General features: G+C 64.3%; 20 protein-coding genes and 1 pseudogene. 14 read left to right on the plus strand and 7 right to left on the minus strand.

The annotated features are described in order from the left end of the window. Positions 1–71: 71 nt before the first annotated feature. Positions 72–935, minus strand: coding sequence for a formyltetrahydrofolate deformylase (gene purU, locus RPC_RS20810; protein WP_011474570.1), 864 nt, complete (start codon positions 933–935; stop codon positions 72–74). Positions 936–1,064: 129 nt separating this feature from the next. Between purU and RPC_RS20815 the strand changes: the two genes are divergently transcribed. Next, the gene (locus tag RPC_RS20815; protein WP_011474571.1) at positions 1,065–1,907 is read left to right on the plus strand and encodes a uroporphyrinogen-III synthase; all 843 of its coding nucleotides are present in this window, start codon (positions 1,065–1,067) and stop codon (positions 1,905–1,907) included. A gap of 10 nt (positions 1,908–1,917) precedes the next feature. On the opposite strand, the gene RPC_RS20820 is transcribed toward RPC_RS20815, so the two are convergent. After that, positions 1,918–2,865 (minus strand): UDP-glucuronic acid decarboxylase family protein, encoded by a 948-nt coding sequence (locus tag RPC_RS20820; RefSeq protein WP_011474572.1) that lies wholly within the window; start codon positions 2,863–2,865, stop codon positions 1,918–1,920. 699 nt (positions 2,866–3,564) lie between these two features. Here RPC_RS20820 and RPC_RS20825 point away from each other — a divergent pair. From RPC_RS20825 to RPC_RS20845, 5 genes are all read left to right on the plus strand, one after another. Beyond that, a complete protein-coding gene (locus tag RPC_RS20825; RefSeq protein WP_011474573.1) occupies positions 3,565–4,797 on the plus strand; it encodes a branched-chain amino acid ABC transporter substrate-binding protein in 1,233 nt (410 codons plus the stop codon). 114 nt (positions 4,798–4,911) lie between these two features. Continuing rightward, positions 4,912–5,859, plus strand: a complete 948-nt coding sequence (locus tag RPC_RS20830; RefSeq protein WP_011474574.1) for a branched-chain amino acid ABC transporter permease — start codon at positions 4,912–4,914, stop codon at positions 5,857–5,859. Continuing rightward, positions 5,856–7,157 carry a branched-chain amino acid ABC transporter permease gene (locus tag RPC_RS20835; RefSeq protein ID WP_011474575.1) on the plus strand — a complete coding sequence of 434 codons (1,302 nt, stop codon included), beginning with the start codon at positions 5,856–5,858 and terminating at the stop codon, positions 7,155–7,157. The genes RPC_RS20830 and RPC_RS20835 overlap by 4 nt, the downstream gene beginning before the upstream one ends. After that, on the plus strand, positions 7,154–7,915 hold the full coding sequence (locus RPC_RS20840) for an ABC transporter ATP-binding protein (RefSeq protein ID WP_011474576.1): 762 nt from the start codon (positions 7,154–7,156) through the stop codon (positions 7,913–7,915). Before RPC_RS20835 ends, RPC_RS20840 begins: the two co-directional genes overlap by 4 nt. Continuing rightward, positions 7,915–8,610, plus strand: coding sequence for an ABC transporter ATP-binding protein (locus RPC_RS20845; protein WP_011474577.1), 696 nt, complete (start codon positions 7,915–7,917; stop codon positions 8,608–8,610). The genes RPC_RS20840 and RPC_RS20845 overlap by 1 nt, the downstream gene beginning before the upstream one ends. A 348-nt stretch (positions 8,611–8,958) precedes the next feature. On the opposite strand, the gene RPC_RS20850 is transcribed toward RPC_RS20845, so the two are convergent. Next, on the minus strand, positions 8,959–9,249 hold the full coding sequence (locus RPC_RS20850; protein ID WP_011474579.1) for a type II toxin-antitoxin system Phd/YefM family antitoxin: 291 nt from the start codon (positions 9,247–9,249) through the stop codon (positions 8,959–8,961). 286 nt (positions 9,250–9,535) lie between these two features. Between RPC_RS20850 and RPC_RS20855 the strand changes: the two genes are divergently transcribed. The 8 genes from RPC_RS20855 to RPC_RS26945 all read left to right on the plus strand — a co-directional run bounded on the left by RPC_RS20855 (position 9,536) and on the right by RPC_RS26945 (position 18,494). After that, positions 9,536–10,813, plus strand: a complete 1,278-nt coding sequence (locus RPC_RS20855; RefSeq protein WP_011474580.1) for a sensor domain-containing phosphodiesterase — start codon at positions 9,536–9,538, stop codon at positions 10,811–10,813. Between the two features lie 250 nt (positions 10,814–11,063). After that, positions 11,064–11,894: an ABC transporter ATP-binding protein gene (locus RPC_RS20860; RefSeq protein WP_011474581.1), complete on the plus strand. Its 831-nt coding sequence runs from the start codon at positions 11,064–11,066 to the stop codon at positions 11,892–11,894. Further along, positions 11,891–13,819, plus strand: coding sequence for a long-chain fatty acid--CoA ligase (locus RPC_RS20865; RefSeq protein ID WP_011474582.1), 1,929 nt, complete (start codon positions 11,891–11,893; stop codon positions 13,817–13,819). Before RPC_RS20860 ends, RPC_RS20865 begins: the two co-directional genes overlap by 4 nt. A gap of 196 nt (positions 13,820–14,015) precedes the next feature. Next, positions 14,016–14,909 (plus strand): branched-chain amino acid ABC transporter permease, encoded by an 894-nt coding sequence (locus RPC_RS20870; protein WP_011474583.1) that lies wholly within the window; start codon positions 14,016–14,018, stop codon positions 14,907–14,909. Between the two features lie 5 nt (positions 14,910–14,914). Further along, positions 14,915–15,988: a branched-chain amino acid ABC transporter permease gene (locus RPC_RS20875; protein ID WP_011474584.1), complete on the plus strand. Its 1,074-nt coding sequence runs from the start codon at positions 14,915–14,917 to the stop codon at positions 15,986–15,988. 56 nt (positions 15,989–16,044) lie between these two features. Then, positions 16,045–17,325 (plus strand): ABC transporter substrate-binding protein, encoded by a 1,281-nt coding sequence (locus tag RPC_RS20880; RefSeq protein WP_041802162.1) that lies wholly within the window; start codon positions 16,045–16,047, stop codon positions 17,323–17,325. A 91-nt stretch (positions 17,326–17,416) separates the two neighbouring features. Further along, positions 17,417–18,256, plus strand: a complete 840-nt coding sequence (locus tag RPC_RS20885; RefSeq protein WP_011474586.1) for an ABC transporter ATP-binding protein — start codon at positions 17,417–17,419, stop codon at positions 18,254–18,256. A 103-nt stretch (positions 18,257–18,359) separates the two neighbouring features. Further along, the gene (locus tag RPC_RS26945; RefSeq protein WP_415914754.1) at positions 18,360–18,494 is read left to right on the plus strand and encodes a hypothetical protein; all 135 of its coding nucleotides are present in this window, start codon (positions 18,360–18,362) and stop codon (positions 18,492–18,494) included. Between the two features lie 55 nt (positions 18,495–18,549). Here the strand turns inward: RPC_RS26945 and RPC_RS20890 are convergent, their stop codons facing one another. The 4 genes and pseudogenes from RPC_RS20890 to RPC_RS25700 form a co-directional block, all read right to left on the minus strand. Next, positions 18,550–19,269, minus strand: a complete 720-nt coding sequence (locus RPC_RS20890; RefSeq protein ID WP_011474587.1) for a class I SAM-dependent methyltransferase — start codon at positions 19,267–19,269, stop codon at positions 18,550–18,552. A gap of 41 nt (positions 19,270–19,310) precedes the next feature. After that, the gene (locus RPC_RS20895; protein WP_011474588.1) at positions 19,311–20,660 is read right to left on the minus strand and encodes a hypothetical protein; all 1,350 of its coding nucleotides are present in this window, start codon (positions 20,658–20,660) and stop codon (positions 19,311–19,313) included. Next, positions 20,660–21,673, minus strand: coding sequence for a glycosyltransferase family 2 protein (locus tag RPC_RS20900; protein WP_208855624.1), 1,014 nt, complete (start codon positions 21,671–21,673; stop codon positions 20,660–20,662). Before RPC_RS20900 ends, RPC_RS20895 begins: the two co-directional genes overlap by 1 nt. 177 nt (positions 21,674–21,850) lie before the next feature. After that, a pseudogene (locus RPC_RS25700) lies at positions 21,851–22,446 on the minus strand (sugar phosphate nucleotidyltransferase). Positions 22,447–22,601 lie beyond the last annotated feature (155 nt).

A 22,601-nucleotide genomic window follows, 5' to 3' on the forward strand; every position in this document is an offset into this window, starting at 1 on the left:
CACTGAATTTGTGTTCATTGGTTAAATCCGACCACGACGCCACGCCCGGCCGCGCGCCATCCGTTGGCCCCTCAATCGACGAACACCACGGTCTTCTTGCCGTTGAGGATCACGCGATCTTCGAGGTGATAGCGAATCGCCCGGGCCAGCACCCGCCGTTCGATATCGCGCCCCTTGCGCACCAGATCCTCCGGCCGGTCGCGGTGGCTGATCCGCTCGACATCCTGGTCGATGATCGGACCTTCGTCGAGCGTGCCGGTGACGTAATGCGCGGTGGCGCCGATCAGCTTGACGCCGCGCTCATGGGCCTGGTGGTAGGGCTTGGCGCCTTTGAAGCCTGGCAGGAACGAGTGATGGATGTTGATGCAGCGCCCGGCGAGCCGCCCCGACATTTCGTCGGACAGCACCTGCATGTAGCGCGCCAGCACCACCAGATCGGTCTTGGTGTGGGCGATCACCCCGGAAATCGCGGTTTCCTGCTGCCGCCGCGTCTCTTTGCTGACCGGCAGGTAGTGAAACGGCACCTCGCCGAAATCGAGCCCCTCATAGGTATCGCGCGGATGGTTGGAGATGACCGCGGTCGGGGTCATTTCGAGCTCGCCGGTGCGCCAGCGATACAGCAGATCGACCAGGCAGTGGTCGGATTTCGACACCAGCAGCAGCACCCGGCGGCGGTTGCCGCGGTCGCGCATCTGCCAGCGCATCATGAACCGCTCGGCCACCGGGATGAACAGCTCGCGCAGCACCGGCAGCGTCACCCGGGTCTGCGCCGCGTTGAACACCACCCGCATGAAGAACTGGCCGGTCTCGGTGTCGTCGAACTGCTGCGCGTCGAGGATGTTCTGTCCATTGTCGAACAGGAAGGTCGAGACGGCGGAGACGATGCCGGGCAGGTCGGGGCAGGACAGCGTCAGCACGAATTGATGGTGAGGCATGAGGCCAGCTTGATGCGAGGACGAAGCGGGAACGGCAGGCGAAGCGACTCTGCTCTACCACCCGCGGCGGCCTTGCGCCAATCCCGTCCAAAGCGGCAAGATGCCGAGGCCTCGAGCGCAGGAGATCCCATGGTCGAACGGCTGGACGGCTACCGCATTCTGATCCTGGAAACCCGGGAAGAAGCCCAGTTCGCGCGGCTTTTGACCGAACAGGGCGCCGCGGTGCTGCAATGCCCGATGTTCGCCATCCACGACGCGCCGGACCCCGCCCCGGTCGAAGCCTGGATCAGACGCTGCATCGCGCAGCCGTTCGACGATCTGGTGCTGACCACCGGCGAAGGACTGCGCCGGCTGGTGAAGGCGGCGCGGCGCATCGAGCTCGGCGAGCCGTTGATCGCCGCGATCGGACAGTCGCGAAGCTTTGCGCGCGGGCCGAAGCCCGGCCGGGCGCTGCGCGAAATCGGCCTGGAGGCCAGCATCGTCACCGAAGTGCCGACCTCGGAGGGCATCGCCGCAACGCTGAAAGCCGTCGACCTTCGCGGTCGAAGGCTCGGGCTGCAGCTCTATCCGGACAAGGACCATAGCGTCTTGATCGCGGCGATCACCGCGGGCGGCGCCAGCGTCGACCCGGTTTTGCCGTACGTCTATGACGCCCGCGCCGCCGAGAGCAACGTGCTGGCGGCGATCGACGCGATGGCGGCGGGCAGCATCGACGCGCTGGCGCTGACCAGTTCGGGACAGATCCGCCGGCTGATCGACGTGGCGCGGGCGCATCATTGCGAGCCGCGGCTGCGCGAGGCCTTGGCGGCGACGCCGATCGCTTCGGTCGGCCCGGTGGTCTCCGAGGAGTTGAAATCCTACGGGCTGCGCACCGACATCTACCCGGCCAACGACGCCTTCTTCATGAAGCCGTTGATCAGCGCGATGGCGACCGCGCTCAATGCCCGCAAGCCGCGCGCCGCGGCGCAGTGACCAAGCGTCGTTACTCGGCAAGCACGCCCCTGAAGTGCTCGATGGTCTTGCCGAGCCCCTCGCGCAGCTGCACCTTTGGCTCCCAGTCCAGCAATCGCGTCGCCAGCGAGATGTCCGGCTTGCGCTGCCGCGGATCGTCGGACGGCAATGGTGCGAACACCAGCTTGGAGCGCGAGCCGGTCAATTCGACCACCTGCTCGGCCAATTCGCGGATGGTGAATTCCACCGGATTGCCGAGATTGACCGGGCCGGTGATGTCGTCGGCGGTCTCCATCAGGCCGATGATGCCCTCGATAAGGTCGTCGACGTAGCAGAACGACCGGGTCTGCGCGCCGTCGCCATACAGCGTGATGTCCTCGCCGCGCAGCGCCTGCACCACGAAATTCGACACCACGCGGCCGTCGTTGACGTACATCCTGGGGCCGTAGGTGTTGAAGATCCGCGCCACCTTGATCGCGGTGGCGTGCTGGCGGTGATAGTCGAAGAACAGCGTCTCGGCGCAGCGCTTGCCCTCGTCGTAGCACGACCGCAACCCGATCGGATTGACCCGGCCCCAATAGCTCTCGACCTGCGGATGGATTTCCGGATCGCCATAGACCTCCGAGGTCGAGGCCTGGAAGATCTTGCAGCGCAGCCGCTTCGCCAGCCCGAGCATGTTGATGGCGCCGTGCACGCTGGTCTTGGTGGTCTGCACCGGGTCGTGCTGGTAGTGGATCGGCGAAGCCGGACAGGCCAGATTGTAGATCTGGTCGACCTCGATATAGAGCGGAAAGGTGACGTCGTGGCGGATCACCTCGAAGTCGGGGTTGGCGAGCAGATGTTTGATGTTGCGGCGCTGCCCGGTGAAGAAATTGTCGACGCAGATCACCTGATGGCCGAGCCCGAGCAACCGCTCGCACAGATGCGATCCCAAGAAGCCGGCGCCGCCGGTGACCAATACTCGCTTGCCAAGCTTCATCTCTAAACTCTCAGATTCTGTGACGACGTCTCGCAAGACGCCGCAGGGTGTATGGGCGCATTGCCGCAGCGATGCCAGCCTGCATCGGGCGACGCAATCCCCTAGCGGATCAGGTCGCGGCGGGCCATGCGGCAGCGCCGCCGACGTTACCGTTGGCGTACCGCCGGGACCGCGACGGCCCGTTCGGCCGTCCGCGATGCGCGATCTGCCATGCCGCGACAACCTGCGGTTTGACTCTCGGTCACCTCCGGGCTTCGTTTCGATGCGATCAATCGTCGCGCAGCGGAAGCGATTCGATCGCCGCAGCGTGCGCCGCTTCGAACCGACATTGCGCAAATTGCGCGGCCGATCGCAAGCCCCATCCCGCGCAGCGGAATGCGCAGTGACTTGACGCAAGACCACGGCGCCGACGACGGCCATGCTGCCGACCGGCAGACGTTTCGCTTGGCCCACGACGGCATCACCGAGTTGCGCAACATGACGACCGGGCTCACGCGGAGCGCAGCCGAACAGCGGTTCCCGATGCGAACGGGTCGACCGAACGGAGGGCCGGCAAACGGTGAGCGTGAAACGATCGGCGCACTTGCGGCGCCGCGATCATTGCCTCACAATCAAAATCAAATCGGGATCGTCGGGCGGCAACCTCAACGCCTTCGGCAATACCCGCGACCATAACAAAAAAACCAAGGAGGAGACCCCATGCGTAGACTCGTAGTGGCTGCCGCGCTGGCCCTGCCGATGCTCGGCCAGGCTGCCCACGCCCAGGAAACCGTCAAGATCGGCTACATCGACCCGTTGTCGGGCGGCGGTGCCAGCGTCGGCGAAGTCGGCTTCAAGACCTTCCAGTTCATGGCCGACGAGTTGAACGCCAAGGGCGGCATTCTCGGCAAGAAGGTCGAGATCGTCCCGCTCGACAACAAGACCAATCCGCAGGAAAGCCTGATCCAGGCGCAGAAGGCGATCGACGCCGGCGTGCGCTACGTGACGCAAGGCAACGGCTCGGCGGTCGGCGGCGCATTGTCCGACTTCGTCACCAAATACAACGAGCGCAATCCCGGCAAGGAAGTGCTGTACTTCAATTACGCCGCGGTCGATCCGGTGCTGACCAACGACAAATGCAGCTTCTGGCATTTCCGCTGGGACGCCAATTCCGACATCAAGATGGCGGCGCTCACCAACTACATCAAGGGCGTTCCGGCGATCAAGAAAGTCTACCTGATCAATCAGGACTATTCGTTCGGCCAGTCGGTCCGCACCCAGGCCAAGGCGATGCTGGCCGCCAAGCGCCCCGACATCGCGATCGTCGGCGACGAACTGCATCCGTTGTTGAAGATCAGCGATTTCGCGCCCTACGTCGCCAAGATCAAGGCATCCGGCGCCGACACCGTGGTCACCGGCAATTGGGGCCAGGACATTGCGCTGTTGTTGAAGGCCGCCGCCGACGCCGGGCTGAAGGTCAACTGGTACACCTACTATGCCGGTGGCACCGGCGGACCGACCGCGATCAAGCAGGCCGGCCTCAACCATCAGGTGTTCCAGATCACCGAAGGCATCGCCAATCTCGGCCACAAGCCGTCGGAGGATCTCGAAAAGGCGATCCGCGCCAAGTACGACTTCAGCCTGTTCTATCCGCGCGTCGTCAACGAAATGCGGATGTTCGCCGCGGCCGCCGAAAAGGCCAAGTCGCTGGAGCCGGTCAAGGTCGCGCAGGCGCTCGAAGACATGAAGTTCGAAGTGCTGGACGGCGGCGAAGGCATCATGCGCAAGGACGACCACCAGTTCTTCCAGCCGATCTACATCTCCTCGCTCGGCGAACGCAGCGAGAAGGAGCCGTTCGACGAGGAAAAGACCGGCTGGGGCTGGAAGCTCGTCGCCAAGATCGACACCGCCCAGACCATGCTGCCGACCACCTGCAAGATGGAGCGGCCGTAGCCGCGACGTCGACGCACGCGCGCGGCGCACGCCACGCGACGCGGCGAACTCCCTCTCCCCGCTTGCGGGGAGAGGTGAAGAAAGCCCCCCATTCTCAAGATCGCAGGCCAAACCTTGCTTGAACTGATCGTCATCTCCACATTGAACGGCGTGCTGTACGGCATGCTCTTGTTCCTGATGGCCAGCGGGCTCACCGTGATCTTCAGCATGCTCGGCGTGCTGAACTTCGCCCATGCCAGTTTCTACATGCTCGGCGCGTTCTTCGGCTTCCAGATCAGCCGCTGGTTCGGGTTCTGGCCGGCGCTGCTGATCGCGCCCTTGCTGGCCGGCGCGATCGGCGCCGCGGTGGAGCGCTACGGGCTGCGCCGCGTGCACAAGAACGGCCACGTCGCCGAACTGCTGTTCACCTTTGGCCTCGCCTTTGCGATCGAGGAGATCGTGCAGATCATCTGGGGCAAGAGCCCGGTGGATTTCCGCGTGCCGCCGCTGCTCGACTTCCCCGCCTTCACGCTGTTCTCGACCAATTATCCCGCTTTCAAGATGTTCATGCTGCTGGTCTCGGTCGCGATCTTCCTCGGCCTGTTGCTGGCGCTGAAGAAGACCCGGATCGGGCTGATCGTGCAGGCCGCGCTCACCCATCCGCATATGGTCGGCCATCTCGGCCATAATGTCGGGCGCATCTTCATGCTGGTGTTCGGCGTCGGCACCGCGCTGGCGGCGGTCGCCGGCGTGATCGCGGGGCCGGCGCTGGTGACGCAGTCCAACATGGCCGGGCTACTCGGCCCGATCCTGTTCGTCGTCGTCGTGGTCGGCGGGCTCGGCTCGCTGCCCGGCGCCTTCATCGCTTCGCTGTTGATCGGCCTGTTGCAGACCTTCGCGGTGTCGATGAACGCCTCGCTCGCCGGCCTGCTCGGCCCGCTCAGCCCGGACCTGGCGCAGAGCTGGCTCAGCGACATCTGGAACGTCACCATCGCGCAGATCGCGCCGATCATGCCCTATCTGCTGTTGGTGCTGGTGCTGATCTTCCGCCCGATGGGCCTGTTGGGGACCCGCGACACATGAGAGATATCACCGTGAGCGCAGCTCCTCCGCCGCCGGCGCTGGTCGACAAACTGAAATTCTATGGCATCTGGATCGCGGTGGCGCTGATGCTGCTGCTGTTGCCGAAGATCTTCTCCTCCGGCGGCTCGCTGACCACCTTCAGCCTGATCGGCATCTCGATCATCTTCGCGCTCTCCTACAACATCCTGCTCGGCCAGACCGGCATGCTGTCGTTCGGCCACGCGGTGTATTACGGGCTCGGCGGTTTCCTCGCCATCCACGCCATCAATTTCATCGTCGGCCACAAATTCCCGATCCCACTGCCGCTGGTGCCGTTGATCGGCGGCGCCACCGGGCTGTTCTTTGCAGCCTTGATCGGCTGGGTGATGACGCAGCGCTCAGGCACCGCCTTTGCGATGATCTCGCTCGGCCTCGCCGAACTGGTCGCCTCCTCGGCCTTGATCCTGCGCTCTTTCTTCGGCGGCGAAGCCGGCGTCTCGGCCAATCGCACCAAGCTCCTGAAAGTGTTCGACTGGAATTTCGGCCCGCAGATCCAGATCTATTATCTGGTCGCGGCCTGGACGCTGCTGGCGGTGATCGCGATGTACGCGCTGACCCGGACGCCGCTCGGTCGGATGTGCAACGCGGTGCGCGACAATCCGGAGCGGGTGCAATTCGTCGGCTACGATCCGCACGTCATCCGCTATCTGGCGTTCTGCTTCGCAGGCTTCTTCGCCGGCATCGCCGGTGCGCTCGCCGCGATCAATTTCGAGATCGCCAATTCCGCCTATCTCGGCGCGGTGCAGTCCGGCACCGTGCTGTTCGCCGCCTATATCGGCGGCATCGGCTTCTTCATCGGCCCGATCGTCGGCGCGATCTTCGTCACCTTCCTGTCGTTGGGCTTGAGCGACGTCACCCCGGTTTGGCAATTGTATTTCGGCCTGTTCTTCATCGCGGTGGTGATGTTCGCGCCGGGCGGCGTCACCGGACTGTTGATGATGCACCGGCCGCTGATCAAGGGCCGCGCCATGGCGCGGGTGCTGCCGAGCTACGCGGTGGCGCTGCTGCCCACATTGGCGATGATCACCGGGCTGATGTTGGCGATCGAATCCACCGTGCACTACACCGTCAATCCCGGCGAAGACCCGCATATCCGCTCGTTCGGCATCCCGTTCGATGCGGCGAGCCCGCTGACCTGGGCCACCGCGGCCGTGCTGATCGTCGGCGGCTTTGCGCTGGCACGGCTGAGCTGGCGCCGCGTCGGCCACGCCTGGGACGAGGCGCTGACCACCGCCCGGCAGAACGGAGTTGCGGCATGAGCGCCATTGAGCCCAGCGCCATCGAATTGCGCGGCGTCGAGAAGAGCTTCGGCGTCACCAAGGTGATCCAGAACGTCGACCTCAAAGTGGCCCAGGGCGAACGCCACGCGTTGATCGGCCCGAACGGCGCCGGCAAGTCGACGTTGTTCAACCTGATCTCCGGCTATATGCGGCCGACCACCGGCAGCATCCTGTTGCGCGACGAGGTGATCTCGGGGCTGCCGCCCTACCAGATCAACCGCCGCGGACTGTCGCGCAGCTTCCAGGTCACCAACGTGTTCGGCAACATGACGGTGTGGGAAAATCTGCGCTGCGCGGTGCTGTGGGCCACCGGCCAGCGCTATGCGTTCTGGAAGAACATCGACAAGCTGCCCGAGGTGCGCGAGCGCACCGCGCGGATTCTCGAGGACATCCATCTGGTCGGCCGCCGCGACGTCCCGGCCGGTCTGCTGACCTACGCCGAACAACGCGCGCTGGAGATCGGCATCACCATCGCGGGCGGCGCCAACGTGATCCTGCTCGACGAGCCCACCGCCGGCATGAGCCACGCCGAGACCGAGCGCGCGGTGTCGCTGATCCGCCGGCTCACCGAGGGCCGCACGCTTTTGATCGTCGAGCACGACATGAGCGTGGTGTTCGGCCTCGCCGACCGGATTTCGGTGCTGGTCTATGGCCAGATCATCGCGTCCGGCACGCCGGAAGAGATCCGCGGCAATCCCAGGGTCAAGGAAGCCTATCTCGGCGAGGAGGCGGCGTGATGCTCGAGGTCAGGGATCTGCACGCCTATTACGGCAAGAGCCACATCCTGCAGGGCGTCGACATGCAGATCGCCGCCGGCGAGGTGGTCAGCCTGCTCGGCCGCAACGGCGTCGGCCGCTCCACCACGGTGAAGGCGATCATGGGCGAAGTGCCGCCGGTCGGCAGCATTCGCTTCAAGGGCGCCGATATCGCAGGCTTGCCGAGCTACAAGATCGCGCATCGCGGGCTCGGCTATGTGCCCGAGCATCGCGACATCTTCCCGGGGCTCACGGTGCGGCAGAACCTGATGCTCGGCATCAAGGACCCGCGCCATCCCGGCAAGTGGCGGCTCGACGACATGCTGGAGATGTTTTCGAACCTGAAGGCGCGCGCCGACACCGCCGCGGGCGTGTTGTCCGGCGGCGAGAAGCAGATGCTGACGATCTGCCGCACCCTGATGGGCAACCCCGACCTGGTGATGATCGACGAGCCGACCGAGGGGCTGGCGCCGATCATCGTGCAGCAGGTCGGCGACCTGATCGCCGAGATCGCCCGGCGCGGCGTCGCCATCCTCTTGGTCGAGCAGAAGCTGTCGATCGCGCTGCGGATCTCGCACCGCGTCTATGTGATGGGCCACGGCCGCATCGTGTTCGAAGGCTCGCCGGCCGACCTCAAGGCCAACGACGCCGTGCGCAAGGAATGGCTGGAGGTCTGAGGCGACGTCGGCGAATCCCCGAAGGCTGACTTCGAGTTGGTCATTGCGAGTGGGTCATGGCGAGTGGGTCATGGCGAGTGAAACTCCGGCCTTCGGCCGACCCGTCTGGACAAAAACGGATATCAAGCGTGCCCCGGACGCAGCGCATCGCGCCGCTCTTTACGGCGTGGTGCGCTGCAGAGCCGGGGCCGTAACGGAACGCGGCCCTCGTAGCGGTCCCGGTTCTGCGGAGCAGCACTTCGTGCTGCACCGCGCCCGGGACACGATGCCGAACTCGTTTTCTTCCTCACTCCTTCGCATTCCATTCGGAAAATCCGAGCAGGCGCGCGACGGAACTATCGAGCTAGATCACCGGTCCGCTCGGTCGCTGTGAAGTTCATTCAACAGTGTATCGACGGTCATCACCGGGTTGCGGGGCGGCGGCCCCCGTCCGATGATGATCGATGGCGTCAGCCAACCGTTGCGAACGGCATCCAGCAACAACGCGTCCGATGGCATCGAACTACGAGCCGGGTTGGGAGGACCGATCTCCGCAACGACGCGATCGCGGTCGGTGACCAGAACGGTCTCGCCACCGGCGGCAATCCGCACATACTCGCTCAGCTTGTTCTTCAGTGTCTTGAGACCGACGGAGCGCATCCTGCATTGTAGCTACCAGAGGCTACCATGTCAAAACCGGTTCGCAGAGCTGGGCGGCGCCTTTTTGCTGCCAGACAGCCTCGCGCCGGTGATTCATGACGCCGGTTCTCGTCCCGTTCTGCGGCGGCGCAATCGTGGGCCGCCCGGCGGAGCGGCTCATTCCGCGTGCCCGGCAAGAGACCGTTTACCACATTTGCAATGGAACAGCGCGGGCCGGAACGAGTGGAGGCACTTTCACTTGGTACATGCGTAGCAGAATAGCGCGACGCCCTTGGAGGCCAGCGGCATGAGGAATGACCTGAGCGAATGTGATCAGACTCTTCCGCTGTTGTTCGCTGCGGTCAAACGCGAAGGCGACGCCAGCGACCGCATCCGCCGCGCGTTGCAGGCGGTGCGCAGCCATCTCGGCCTGCAAGTCGCCTACGTCTCCAGGTTCGAGGGCGAGCGCTCGGTGTTCCGCGTCGTCGATGCGCCCGGCCTCGAGCACGTCATCAAGCCCGGCGACAGCCGCCCGCTCGACGAAATCTACTGCCGGCACATATTGCAAGGCCGGCTGCCGCAACTGATTCCCGACACCTCCGCCGAACCGCTGGCGATGGCGATGCCGATCACCGCCGAATGCCAGATCGGCAGCCATCTCAGCGTCCCGATCGAGCTGCCGAACGGCGAGACCTACGGCATGTTCTGCTGCATCGGCTTTCAGGCCGATTGCTCGCTGAACGAGCGCGACCTCGCGACCATGAAGGCGTTCGCCGAGATCGCCTCGTTCGAGATCGGCTGTGAGTTGGAGGCGCAACGCGAGCTGCGCGCAAAACAAACCCTTGTCGGCCAAGTGATCGACGAGGATCTGATGTCGATCGTGTACCAGCCGGTCTGGGACATCGAGGCGATGCAGCCGCTCGGCTTCGAATGCCTGGCACGGTTCTCGCCGTTGCCGCTGCGCTCACCGGACAAATGGTTCGCAGACGCGGCCGAGGTCGGCATGGGCGTCGAACTCGAACTGCACGCCATCCGCAAGGCGTTGCAGGCGATCGGCCGCTTTCCGGCGCCGATCGACCTCAGCGTCAACGCTTCGGCGGCGACCATCCTCGGCGGCGATCTCGCGCGGCTGTTCGACGGCGTGCCGCTCGATCGGTTGATCGTCGAGATCACCGAGCATTCCAGCGTCGGCAACTACGACGCCATCCTCGACGTGCTGCGGCCACTGCGCCAGCGCGGCTTGCGGCTCGCGGTCGACGACGCCGGCGCTGGCTATTCCAGCCTGCACCATATCCTCAACATGCAGCCGGACTTCATCAAGCTCGATATCGGGCTGACCCAGAACATCGACCTCGACCCGGCGCGCAAGGCGCTGGCCCGTGCGCTGGTCGGCTTCGCCCGCGACACCGGCAGCCGGATCGTCGCCGAAGGCGTCGAGCGTCAATCCGAACTCGATGCGTTGCGCTCGATCGGGGTGAAGAAGGTCCAGGGCTATCTGCTCGGCCGTCCGATGTCGCTGCAGGATGCGGTCGCGCTCTGCCCAACCCGCCGCCGACGCAAGACCCCGCTCCGCCTCAGCGCCTGATAAGCGCCGCGCGAGGCCCGTGCATTGCTGCGACGCAGCATCTCCCCTCACACCGAAGCGCAAATACGCCGCAGTCGGCCGGCTTTGACATCGGCGAACCTAATAGTCGAATATGACGCGGATTCGATCCGTGTAAGCTCGGACCAGCGGACCAACCGCGGGATACAGAGCGTCAAACGCTCGGATCGAGTGCGTTGCGACGGCAGGCGTGTTCAACGCCGCCGTGCCGACGAACCAGGGGAGGGAATGCGTGGATCACGCATTGGAAGTGCGCGCAGTCTCGCTGCGCTTCGGCGGAGTCCGCGCGCTGACCGACGTCAGCTTCGCGGTCGCTGACGGCGAGTTATTTTCCATCATCGGCCCGAATGGCGCCGGCAAAACCTCGATCGTCAATTGCATCTCCGGCCGCTACCGGCCGACCGAAGGCCAGCTGTTCTACCACGGCCGCGACATCACCGGCTTGAAGCCCAATGCCCGGGCTTCGCTCGGCATCGGCCGCACCTTCCAGAATCTGGCGCTGTTCCACCATATGAGCGTGCTCGACAACATCATGGTCGGCCGCCATCACCTGCTGAAGAACAACTTCATCACCGGCTCGCTGTATTGGCTGACCGGCGCGCGCCAGGAAGAACTCGAGCACCGCCGCAAGGTCGAGGAGATCATCGACTTTCTCGACCTGCAGAGCGTGCGCAAGGCCACCGCCGGCACCCTGCCCTACGGCCTGCGCAAGCGCGTCGAACTCGCCCGCGCGATGGCGCTGGAGCCGCGACTGATCCTGCTCGACGAGCCGATGGCCGGCATGAACTTCGAAGAGAAGGAGGACATGGCGCGCTACATCGTCGACCTCAACGAAGAGTACGGCATGACGGTGATGATGATCGAGCACGACATGGGCGTGGTGATGGACATCTCCCACCGCGTCATGGTGCTGGATTTCGGCCGCAAGATCGCCGAGGGCGATCCCGCCGCCGTGCTGGCAGATCCTCACGTCAAGCGCGCTTATCTCGGCGAAGAGGACGAGGTGCTGGTCGACCCCGACGACAAGCCCGATCATCCGGTGGTGACGGAGACCGCGGCATGATGAACTATGCGGCCCGCGTCGCCGAAGCCGACACTTATCCGAAGTTGTTGCGGCTCAACGCGCAGCAGCACGGCGCCGACATCGCGCTACGCGAGAAAGACTTTGGACTGTGGCGCGAAGTCACCTGGTCCGACTATCAGGAGCGGGTGCAGAATTTCGCGCTCGGCATGCTCGAGCTCGGCGTGCAGCGCGGCGACGTCATCGGCATCATCGGCGACAACCGCCCCGACTGGGTCGCGGCCGAAATCGCCAGCCACGCGCTCGGCGCGATGAGCCTTGGCCTCTATCGCGACGTGCTCGACGACGAGGCGGCGTATCTTTTGAGCTACGGCGCGGCCAAGCTGGTGTTCGCCGAGGACGAGGAACAGGTCGACAAGCTGCTGCTGCTCGGCGAGCGCGTGCCACAGCTTTGCCACATCGTATATTCCGACCCGCGCGGCATGCGGAAATACGACGATCCCCGGCTGATCGACGCCGATCAACTCGCCGCAATGGGCCGCGCCCGCGCCGGGCACAACCCGATGTTGTACGATTCGCTGGTCGATGCGACGCACGGCGAAGACGTCGCGATTCTCTGCACCACCTCGGGCACCACCGCACATCCGAAGCTGGCGATGCTCGCGAGCGGCCGCGTGCTGCGGCACTGCGCGGCCTATCTGGCCTTCGATCCGAAAGGCCCCGACGACGAATACGTCTCGGTGCTGCCGCTGCCCTGGATCATGGAGCAGGTCTATGTGCTCGGCAAAGGCCTGCTCAGCCGCATGAAGGTGAACTTCGTCGAGCAGCCCGACACCATGATGAACGATTTTCGCGAGATCGCGCCGACCTTCGTGCTGTTCGCGCCACGGGTCTGGGAGAGCATCGCCGCCGACGTCCGGGCGCGAGTGATGGACGCTTCGCCCTTGAAACAAGGGCTCTATAACCTCGGCATGAAGGCCGGCCTGTCGGCGCTGGCGCGCGGCGAGACCTCGCTGTTCGCCAATGCTATTCTGTTTCGCGCCCTGCGCGATCGCCTCGGCTTCACGCGGCTGCGCTCGGCAGCGACCGGCGGCGCCGCGCTCGGCCCCGACACTTTCAAGTTCTTCCAGGCGATGGGCGTGCCGTTACGCACGCTGTACGGTCAGACCGAGTTGCTCGGCGCCTACACGCTGCATCGCGAGGGCGAGGTCGATCCCGACACCACCGGGGTGGCGATGTCCGAGGAGATCGAGATCCGCATCGACAATCCCGACATCCACGGCGTCGGCGAAATCGTGGTGCGCCACCCCAACATGTTCCTCGGCTACTACAAGAACGACGAGGCCTCCGCCGACATCATCGACGGCTGGATGCAATCCGGCGACGCCGGCTATTTCAACAAGAGCGCGCAGCTGGTCGTGATCGACCGCATCAAGGATCTGGCCGAGACCTCGCACGGCGAACGGTTCTCGCCGCAATATATCGAGAACAAGCTGAAGTTCTCGCCTTACATCGCCGAGACCGTGGTGCTCGGCGCCGGCCGCGACATGCTGGCGGCGATGATCTGTATCCGGTTTTCGATCATCTCGAAATGGGCGGAGAAGAAACGGATCTCCTTCACCACCTACACCGACCTCGCCTCGCGGCCGGAGGTCTATGCGCTGTTGCGCAAGGAGGTCGAAGCGGTCAACGCCACGCTGCCGGCGGCGCAGCGGATCGGCAAGTTCCTGCTGCTCTACAAGGAGCTCGACGCCGACGACGGCGAACTGACCCGCACACGAAAAGTCCGCCGCAGCGTCATCAACGAGAAATACGCCGACATCATCGAGGGCGTTTATGGCGGCGCGCCGGAAATTCCGGTCGACACCATGATTCAGTTCCAGGACGGCACCACGCAACGCATCCGCACCAGGCTCGCCGTGGTCGACCTCGCCCGCGACGCGGCGGCAATGGGGGCGGCGGAATGAGGAAAGTTGGGCCGCAAGACCCGTCATGGCCGGGCGAAGGATGCGACGTGAACACGTCGCGTCCTGACGTCCCGGCCATCCACGTCCTTATCTACAGCCATAACGTGGATGCCCGGGACAAGCCCGGGCATGACGTGGAGAGGTCAGACGACTCTCGCAAACTCTTCGCCCGCAGAACTGACGGAGCCCCTTCCGCATGAATTCCCAGCTCCTAATCCAGCTTCTGGTCAACGGCCTGGTGGTCGGTACGCTGTACGGCGTGGTGGCGATGAGTTTCGTGCTGATCTACAAAGCCACGCAGGTCGTCAACTTCGCGCAGGGCGAATTGCTGCTGATCGGCGCCTGGGTGTGCTGGACGCTGCTGACCAAATACCAGGTGCCGTTCTATCTCGGCATGCCGATCACGCTGGCCTTCATGTTCTGCTTCGGCATCGCGGTGCAGATCGTGGTGCTGCGGCCGATGATCGGCGAGCCGATCATCTCGGTGATCATGGTGACGATCGCGCTGTCGACCGTGTTCCAGGCCGCGCTGAAATGGATTTTTGGCGTCAGCCCGCAGCCGTTTCCGCGGGTGTTCGAGAGCCAGTCGGTGTCGTTCGCCGGACTGCAGATCCAGACCGTCTATGTCATGAGCCTGGTGGTCTCGGTGGCGATGATGATCGGCATGGCGTGGTTCTTCAAGGTCTCCAAATATGGTCTAGCGATGCGCGCCACCGCGTTCAACCAGCAGGTCGCGCAGTCGCTCGGCATCTCGGTGAAAAGCGTGTTCGCGATGGCCTGGGCGATCTCGGCCACCGTCTCGGCGGTCGCCGGCGTCGTGGTGGCGGTGGTCAACGGCGTGTCGTCGGGGCTCTCCACCTACGGCATCAAGGTGTTTCCCGCGGCGATTCTCGGCGGGCTGGATTCGATCGGCGGCGCCGTGGTCGGCGGCCTGATCATCGGGCTCCTCGAGAACGTCGCCCAATATGTCGACAGCGAATATCTGCACTGGGGCAATCTCTACGAGGTGGCGCCGTTCTACGTGCTGATCATCATCCTGATGATCAAGCCCTATGGGCTGTTCGGCACCAAAGACATCGAACGGATCTGATCCCCATGGCGACACCTTCGATCATTCCGGCCGGCGATTTCCGCAGCTCCTACGCCGCCGACACCACGATCTTCCCGACCCCGATGAGCCGCAATGCCGCGCTCGCCGGCATCGTGGTGGTCTGCTTCGCGCCGCTGCTGCTCAGCGAATACTGGCTGAGCATCCTGATCCAGATCGGCATCTACGGCATCGCCGCACTCGGGCTGAACATCCTGGTCGGTTTCACCGGGCAGATCTCGATCGGCCACGCCGCATTCTTCCTGCTCGGGGCCTTCACCTCGGCCTATATCTCCAACACCCTGCCGATCCCGGTGTTCTTCGCGATTCCGCTGTCGGGCGTGATCACCGCCTTGGTCGGCCTGATCTTCGGCCTGCCGGCGGCCCGGCTAAAGGGGCTGTATCTGGTGATCGCCACGTTGGCGGCGCAATATATCCTGCTCGACTTTTTCTCCCGCGCCGAATGGTTTTCCGGCGGCTCGGTGCCGGCGATGGCGCAGCCGTTCTCGCTGTTCGGCTATGTGCTGCGCGGCGACCGGCAATATTTCTATGTGGTGCTGGCCTATGTGCTGGCGAGCTATCTGTTGGTCACCAACCTGATGCGCAGCCGCGACGGCCGCGCGCTTGTGGCGGTGCGCGACCATTATCTCTCGGCCGAGATCATGGGCATCAACCTCACCAAATATCGCACGCTGTCGTTCGGGCTGGCGGCATTCTTCGCCGGGATCGCCGGCGCGCTCTATGCGCATTATCAGCTGGTGGTCTCCAACGAAGGCTTCGGCATCGAACGCTCGATCATCTTCCTCGCCATGGTGATCATCGGCGGCACCGGCTCGATCATGGGCACCCTGATGGGCACCGCCTTCGTGGTGCTGCTGCCGGAATCGATGGAATGGCTCTCCGCCTCGCTGAAAGGCGGCGCGATCGATCGCGCGCTGTCGCTGAACAACAACCTGACCTTTCTGCGCGAGATCGCGATCGGGGTGATCATCATCCTGTTCCTGATCTTCGAACCCGATGGCCTGGCGCATCGCTGGCGGCAGATCAAGACTTACTGGAAACTCTACCCATTCTCGCATTGAAGCTCGAGCGGGACGACCGAATGAAACGTCAACGAAAGATCACCGGAGGACACCACATGACGATGAAATCCTTGTTGAGCACCGCGTCGCTGGCGCTCGTGATCGCGGGCTTCGGGGCCGGCGCGCAGGCGCAGATCGCGATCGGCCACCTCGCCGATTATTCCGGCGGCACGTCGGACGTCGGCACGCCCTACGGCCAGGGCGTCGCCGACACTTTTGCCTGGGTCAACAAGCACGGTGGCGTCGGCGGCAAGCAGCTCAATGTCGACACCAACGATTACGGCTATCAGGTGCCGCGAGCGATCGCGCTGTACAAGAAATGGTCCGGCAGCGACAAGGTCGCGGCGATCATGGGGTGGGGCACCGCCGACACCGAGGCGCTGACCGGCTTCCTCGCCAACGACAAGATCCCCGATTTGTCCGGCTCTTACGCCGCGGCGCTGACCGATCCGCTCGGCGCCAGCGGCAAGGCCAAGCCGGCGCCGTATAATTTCTTCTACGGTCCCTCCTATTCCGATGCGCTGCGCGCCGAATTGACCTGGGCCGCGGAAGACTGGAAAGCCAAGGGCAAATCCGGCAAGCCGAAATTCGTCCACATGGGCGCCAACCATCCCTACCCCAACGCGCCGAAGGCCGCCGGCGAAGCGATGGCGACCGAACTCGGCTTCGACGTGCTGCCGCCGCTGGTGTTCGCGCTCGCCCCGGGCGATTACAGCGCGCAATGCCTCAGCTTGAAGAGCGCCGGCGCCAACTACGCCTATCTCGGCAACACCGCGGCCTCGAATATTTCGGTGATGAAGGCCTGCAAGACCGCCGGCGTCGACGTGCAGTTCATGAGCAACGTCTGGGGCATGGACGAGAACGCCGCCAAGACCGCCGGCGACGCCGCCGACGGCGTGATCTTCCCGCTGCGCACCGCGGTCGGCTGGGGCGGCGACGCGCCGGGCATGAAGACCGTGCAGGAGATCTCCAAGATCTCCGATCCCACCGGCAACGTCTATCGCCCGGTGCATTACATCGCCGGGGTCTGCAGCGCGCTTTACATGAAGGAAGCGCTGGATTGGGCCGCGGCGAACGGCGGCGCCACCGGCGAGAACGTCGCCAAGGGCTTCTACCAAAAGAAGGACTGGGTGCCGGCCGGGATGGAAGGCGTCTGCAATCCCTCGACCTGGACCGACAAGGACCACCGCGGCACGCTGACCGTCAACCTGTATCGCTCGCGGGTCTCCGGCCCGACCGACGGCGACCTCAACGACCTGATCAAGAAGGGCACCGTGAAGCTCGAGAAGGTCAAGACCATCGAGCTGCCGCGTAAGGCGGAATGGGCGGGGTGGTAGCGCTTCCCTCTCCCCGCTTGCGGGGAGAGGTGCAGGAACCGCAACGCATCCGTCGCGATGAAGCGATGCGAGATGAGCCGGAGCCACGCCCGTGCAAACGAACACCGATATCAGCAGCCGCCCTATCCCAGCGTCCGCTGCCGCCCCGCTGCTCAGCGTCAAAAACATCGAAGTGGTCTATGACGACGTGATCCTGGTGCTGCGTGGGCTGAGCCTCGAAGTGCCGCAGGGCGCCATCGTGGCGCTGCTCGGCGCCAACGGCGCCGGCAAATCCACCACGCTGAAGGCGATCTCCGGGCTGTTGAAGACCGAGGACGGCGAGGTCACCCGCGGCGAGATCCTGTTCGACGGCGAGCGGATCGACGGCATCGATCCCGACAAGATCGTGCGCCGCGGCATTTTCCAGGTGATGGAGGGCCGCCGCATCATTTCCGACATGACCTCGCTGGAGAATTTGCGGCTCGGCGCCTTCACCCGCAACGACAACAAGATCGGCGCCGATATCGAGATGGTCTACAACTACTTTCCGCGGCTGAAGGAACGCACTGGCCTCGCCGGCTACCTCTCCGGCGGCGAACAGCAGATGCTGGCGATCGGCCGCGCGCTGATGGCGCGCCCGAAAATGATCCTGATGGACGAACCGTCGATGGGGCTGTCGCCGTTGCTGGTCAAAGAGGTGTTTTCGATCATCAAACAGATCAACCGCGACCTCGGCGTCACCATCCTGCTGGTCGAACAGAACGCCCGCGCAGCACTCTCGGTCGCCAGCCACGGCTACATCATGGAACAGGGCAAGGTGGTACTCGACGGCACCGCCGAAGAGCTCCGCGACAACGAGGACGTCAAGGAATTCTACCTCGGCGGCGCGGGGGATCAGCGCAAGAGCTTCAAGAATCTGAAGAGCTTCAAACGCCGCAAGCGTTGGCTATAGTCGGACCGGTAGCCTGGTAGTAGACCCAGGATGACGCCGTGTTAAGGGCGCGTTAACCAAAACTTCGCAGGCTGAAACCGGGTTCGATTCCCAGGAGACCGCCATGCGTCCGTCAACGCAAGTACTCAGACTGGTCGCCATCCCCGTTGCGATGGCAGCATTTCTCATCGCCGCGGGAGTTGCCGGTGGCATGACGTTGCGCACCAGCGCCGCCGTGCAGATCGCTTCGATTCGCTGAATCGACCAAGGCATGCGACGTCGCGTCATCCCGGCTCGATGACCGCATCGCGAGGTCAGGCCGGCTTGCGTGCTGTGGCGACGTATTGTGCGCCGAGCGGCAGCCAGCGAATCGCTCTTTCAAGACGCTTGACGATTGCGACGTCGAACGGTGTGAAAAAGATGTACTCGATCTGCGCCGGTTCGAAATCGGCATCGCGCATCAATTTCGCCATCGAACCAGCCCTGAGCAGCACGGCATCGTGGTCGAATTTGCAGCGATGCACCGCAAGCCGGGTCAGCGGATTGAGCGGATTGTGTTCACACACCACCATCACGCCGCCAGGACGCAACACCCGCCGCACCTCGCGCACGAACCCGCCCCACTCCGCCGGCGGGACATGGTGGATCACGCAGATGGCGACCGCGATGTCGAAGCTGGCATCCTCGAACGGCAAGGCGCGGCCATCATAGGTCAGATAGGCGTTGGCTTGATGCTGGGCCTGCGCGGCCGCGATCGCGCCAGCATTGACGTCGACGCCGGTCAGTTGGATCTCGGCAGCCGGCAGAAACGCGTGGATCAATCCCGGTCCGCAGCCGATGTCGAGCAGCCTTGCGGGTGACGCGCCCTGCAGCGCGCGGACCTTCTCGATGATCTTCTCGGCCTTGCCGCGCGTGAAGAACGACTGCGGCAGCCCGGAAAAATCGATCGAGCTGTTCACGTCCGCGGCATAATCGGGATAGTCCTCCGCGGCCCAACGCGTGGCCGGGGCCTCGTCCGGTGGCGGCAATGCCATGAGTGAGCTCTCCCAAGCGATGGTTCAAACCCGCGGCCGTATCAAGGGCTCGGCTTGCCGCGCAGCCAGCCGATGTAAAACTCGCCGAATTTCCGATCGATCTGCACCTCGGGCCGCACCACGCGGCTGACCACGAGCACCGGCCGGGATGTCGCCAGGATCTGCGGCGGCAGACCGGCGCTGTCCGGCAACCAGACAAACTGATCCGGCGTCGGCGCTCCCATCAGCACCGGATTCTGACCCATGACAATGGTCTGCGGCGTCGCCATCGACCGCAGCACGCTCGCCAAGCCGGCATGGCTGTAACCGCCGAGATGCACCGCGAGCGCCAGATAGTTCAGCAGGTGAAACGCCAGCAGCGGTGCCAGCGCCAGCGGAAACACCCGCAATGCCGCGAAATACAGCGGCACGAAAATCCAGATCACATAGAGATAACTACCGCGGCCGAGCAGTTCCAGCAGGCACACCGCGATCAGCGCTTGCAGCAGATACTCCGAGGCATGCGACCAGATCCCTCGCCAGCCGCAGCTGCGCAGCATCAGCCAGGCGCCGAGGCCGAGGCCGGCCAGTTCGGGCAGATGCCGCTTGTATTGGGCAAACCAGAAATAAGCCGCGAGCGGCGAGCGGATGCCATTGCTGCCCTGCCGTTCGCCGAGCGCGTGCAACCATCGCAACGACAGGATGTCCGGATGCAGTGCCCAAACCACCAGCAGTCCGCCGACGCCGCCCGCCGCCAACGCCGCGAAGCGTTCGAGGCTTGGCCGATCCCGCAGCGCCCGCAAGGCGATGAACGTGGCGCCGACGACGCCGGTGGCATGCGCTTCCACCGCCAATACTGCCAGCACGCCGGCCAGCCACACCAAGCGCCGCCGTCGCACCAGCAGCAGCGCGATCAACGTCATGGCGAGCGAGATGCTCTCCGCGCGCAACGAAACGATGTCGCGCAGCACCGGTTCCATCAAGCACAGCACCGCGCTTGCCGTCAGCGCGGCCACCGGGGGCCAAGCGAAATCGCTGCGCAGGAAACAGTACAATGCGCCGAACACGATCGAGAGCCACAAGAGATTGGCCAGCAGGATCGTCGTGGAGCTGTGCCCCGTCACCAGATAGATCGCCGCGACCAGCGCGGTCGGGATCATCTGGAATACATGGGTGCCGCCGACCGGATCGTCCGGATAGAAGAACCGGTCGGCACGGATGCCGTGGTCGACCAGATTGACCGCCCAGGAATAGATCCAGAAGCTGTCCATCTCGCTCGGCGTGAACACCATGAACAATTTGGCCGCGACCGTCAGCAAGACCGCCAGTGCAGCCAGTGCCACCGGCCAGCGCGCCACGGTGCGGCTCCAGTGCGCCGGGGTGGTAACTTCAAACTCGGTCGCGAACTGCATCAGTTCACTTTCTCGGCGCGCTCGGCGCGGGCCGCGGCCGAGCGCGGGTTCGTCCCCGCCCGGGCGCGGATGATGAATTTCGGCCGGCGCTTGGTCTCCACGAAGATCTTACCGATGTACTCGCCGATTAGGCCCAGGAAGATGAACTGCAAGCCCTGGGAGAACAGCAGCGGCAGCATGATCGAGGCCCAGCCCGGGATGGTCGCATGGGTGAACAGCGCGGCCCACAGCGCCCACAGACCGAGCAAGAAGGCCATTGCCGACACCGTCAGGCCAAGCAACCCGATCGCCCGAAGCGGCGCCACCGACCAGGAGGTGATCCCGTCAATGGCCAGACCGAGCATCTTGCCGATAGGGTACTTGGTGGTTCCCGCGGCCCGCGACGTTCGGGGGTAGCTGACCTGCGCCGTGGCGAAGCCGAGCTGCGGCACCAACGCCCGTAGGAACAAGTTGGATTCCGAGTATTGCAGCAAGGCGTCGATCGCCGGGCGGCTCATCAACCGGAAATCGGCGTGCTGCGGCACGATGTTGACGCCCAGCAGGCGCAACAAGCGGTAGAACAGCGTGGCCGAACTGCGCTTGAACCAGCCGTCGCTTTCGCGATTCGAGCGCAGTCCGAATACCACGTCTGCGCCGGCGTCGTATTCCTTGATCATCCTGACGATCGCCTGGGGGTCGTCCTGCAGATCGGCATCGATCGACACGACAAGATCGGCATCCGCGGTCGACAGCCCCGCCCACAGCGCCGCCTGGTGTCCGCGATTGGCGGACAACCGAACGCCGTCGAAACGCTGCGGATCGGCGGCGTGCAAGTCTTCGATCAGACGCCATGTCTGGTCCGAGGATCCATCATCGACAAACAGCACCGCGCTCGACGGCGCGATCAGGCCCGCGCTGATGCAGGACTCGATCACGGAGGCCAGCGTGGCGGCGGTGGATTGCAGCACCTGCTCCTCGTTGTAACAAGGCACGATGATCTGCAGGCGGTCGCCACTTGCCATGTCCTCCTCCATCAGCCTTCATCGCACGCCGCGTCATCGTCCCCGGATCGCGACGGCAACCTACCGAGCACAGCCGACGTCCCGGTACTAAAATGAGGCCCCCGCACCAGGCCAGCTCCGCAATCCGGGTTTCGGTCTAGAACTCCTCAACCAACCATGCGTCGAGACCACGGACCTTGTTATCTTACACTAAAGGCGTTGATAATCGTCTTCGATGCGGATGATGTCGTCCTCGCCGAGACAGCTTCCGGTCTGCACCTCGATCAGCTCCAACAGGATCTTGCCCGGATTTTCCAGCCGGTGGGTCGTCCCGATCGGGATGTAGACCGATTCATTTTCGTGAACCATCTTCACGGCATCGCCCACCGTCACCTGTGCGGTGCCGCGAATCATGATCCAATGCTCGGACCGATGGTGATGCATTTGCAGCGACAACGAAAGCCGCGGTATCGGCGACGACGAGATCGGCGGCCAGCGCAAGGACGATAGCGTTACGGTCGCGGGTTTGCGCGAACGCGGCGCCGGCGGCGATCGCCGGACCGGAGTCGCGCCGCAATGGCTCCAGGATCACGTCGGCTCCCAGCCCGATGTCGGCCAGCGGCTCCAGCACCATGAACCGATAGGCGAGATTTGTGATCACGATCGGGCGTTCGAACAGCCCCAGGGTCGGACACCCGCAACACCGTGTTCTGGAAGGTCGATCGCGGCCCGAACAGCGGCAGAAACTGCTTGGGACGCACCTCGCGCGACGCGGGCCACAGTCGCGTCCCGGCACCGCCGCACATGATCAGCGGAATGATACGTCTCTCAGTCGACGGATTGCCCTCCTGACGGCGGTTATCCCATTTGGAAAGAGATCGCAAGAGTGCCGCGGCGATGTACCGGACGGGCCGCCGCCCCCCGTCTGGGTCCCCAGCATCGATCCATGGCGGGTGACGGC

This window comes from Rhodopseudomonas palustris BisB18 (assembly GCF_000013745.1).
Lineage (GTDB): Bacteria > Pseudomonadota > Alphaproteobacteria > Rhizobiales > Xanthobacteraceae > Rhodopseudomonas_A > Rhodopseudomonas_A palustris_F.

Coding starts and splice junctions, on each gene's coding strand:
- purU (WP_011474570.1), bottom strand. CDS start 935: ATGCCTCACCATCAATTCGTGCTGACGCTGTCCTGCCCCGACCTGCCC.
- RPC_RS20815 (WP_011474571.1), top strand. CDS start 1,065: ATGGTCGAACGGCTGGACGGCTACCGCATTCTGATCCTGGAAACCCGG.
- RPC_RS20820 (WP_011474572.1), bottom strand. CDS start 2,865: ATGAAGCTTGGCAAGCGAGTATTGGTCACCGGCGGCGCCGGCTTCTTG.
- RPC_RS20825 (WP_011474573.1), top strand. CDS start 3,565: ATGCGTAGACTCGTAGTGGCTGCCGCGCTGGCCCTGCCGATGCTCGGC.
- RPC_RS20835 (WP_011474575.1), top strand. CDS start 5,856: ATGAGAGATATCACCGTGAGCGCAGCTCCTCCGCCGCCGGCGCTGGTC.
- RPC_RS20840 (WP_011474576.1), top strand. CDS start 7,154: ATGAGCGCCATTGAGCCCAGCGCCATCGAATTGCGCGGCGTCGAGAAG.
- RPC_RS20845 (WP_011474577.1), top strand. CDS start 7,915: ATGCTCGAGGTCAGGGATCTGCACGCCTATTACGGCAAGAGCCACATC.
- RPC_RS20850 (WP_011474579.1), bottom strand. CDS start 9,249: ATGCGCTCCGTCGGTCTCAAGACACTGAAGAACAAGCTGAGCGAGTAT.
- RPC_RS20855 (WP_011474580.1), top strand. CDS start 9,536: ATGAGGAATGACCTGAGCGAATGTGATCAGACTCTTCCGCTGTTGTTC.
- RPC_RS20865 (WP_011474582.1), top strand. CDS start 11,891: ATGATGAACTATGCGGCCCGCGTCGCCGAAGCCGACACTTATCCGAAG.
- RPC_RS20870 (WP_011474583.1), top strand. CDS start 14,016: ATGAATTCCCAGCTCCTAATCCAGCTTCTGGTCAACGGCCTGGTGGTC.
- RPC_RS20875 (WP_011474584.1), top strand. CDS start 14,915: ATGGCGACACCTTCGATCATTCCGGCCGGCGATTTCCGCAGCTCCTAC.
- RPC_RS20880 (WP_041802162.1), top strand. CDS start 16,045: ATGACGATGAAATCCTTGTTGAGCACCGCGTCGCTGGCGCTCGTGATC.
- RPC_RS26945 (WP_415914754.1), top strand. CDS start 18,360: ATGCGTCCGTCAACGCAAGTACTCAGACTGGTCGCCATCCCCGTTGCG.
- RPC_RS20890 (WP_011474587.1), bottom strand. CDS start 19,269: ATGGCATTGCCGCCACCGGACGAGGCCCCGGCCACGCGTTGGGCCGCG.
- RPC_RS20895 (WP_011474588.1), bottom strand. CDS start 20,660: ATGCAGTTCGCGACCGAGTTTGAAGTTACCACCCCGGCGCACTGGAGC.
- RPC_RS20900 (WP_208855624.1), bottom strand. CDS start 21,673: ATGGAGGAGGACATGGCAAGTGGCGACCGCCTGCAGATCATCGTGCCT.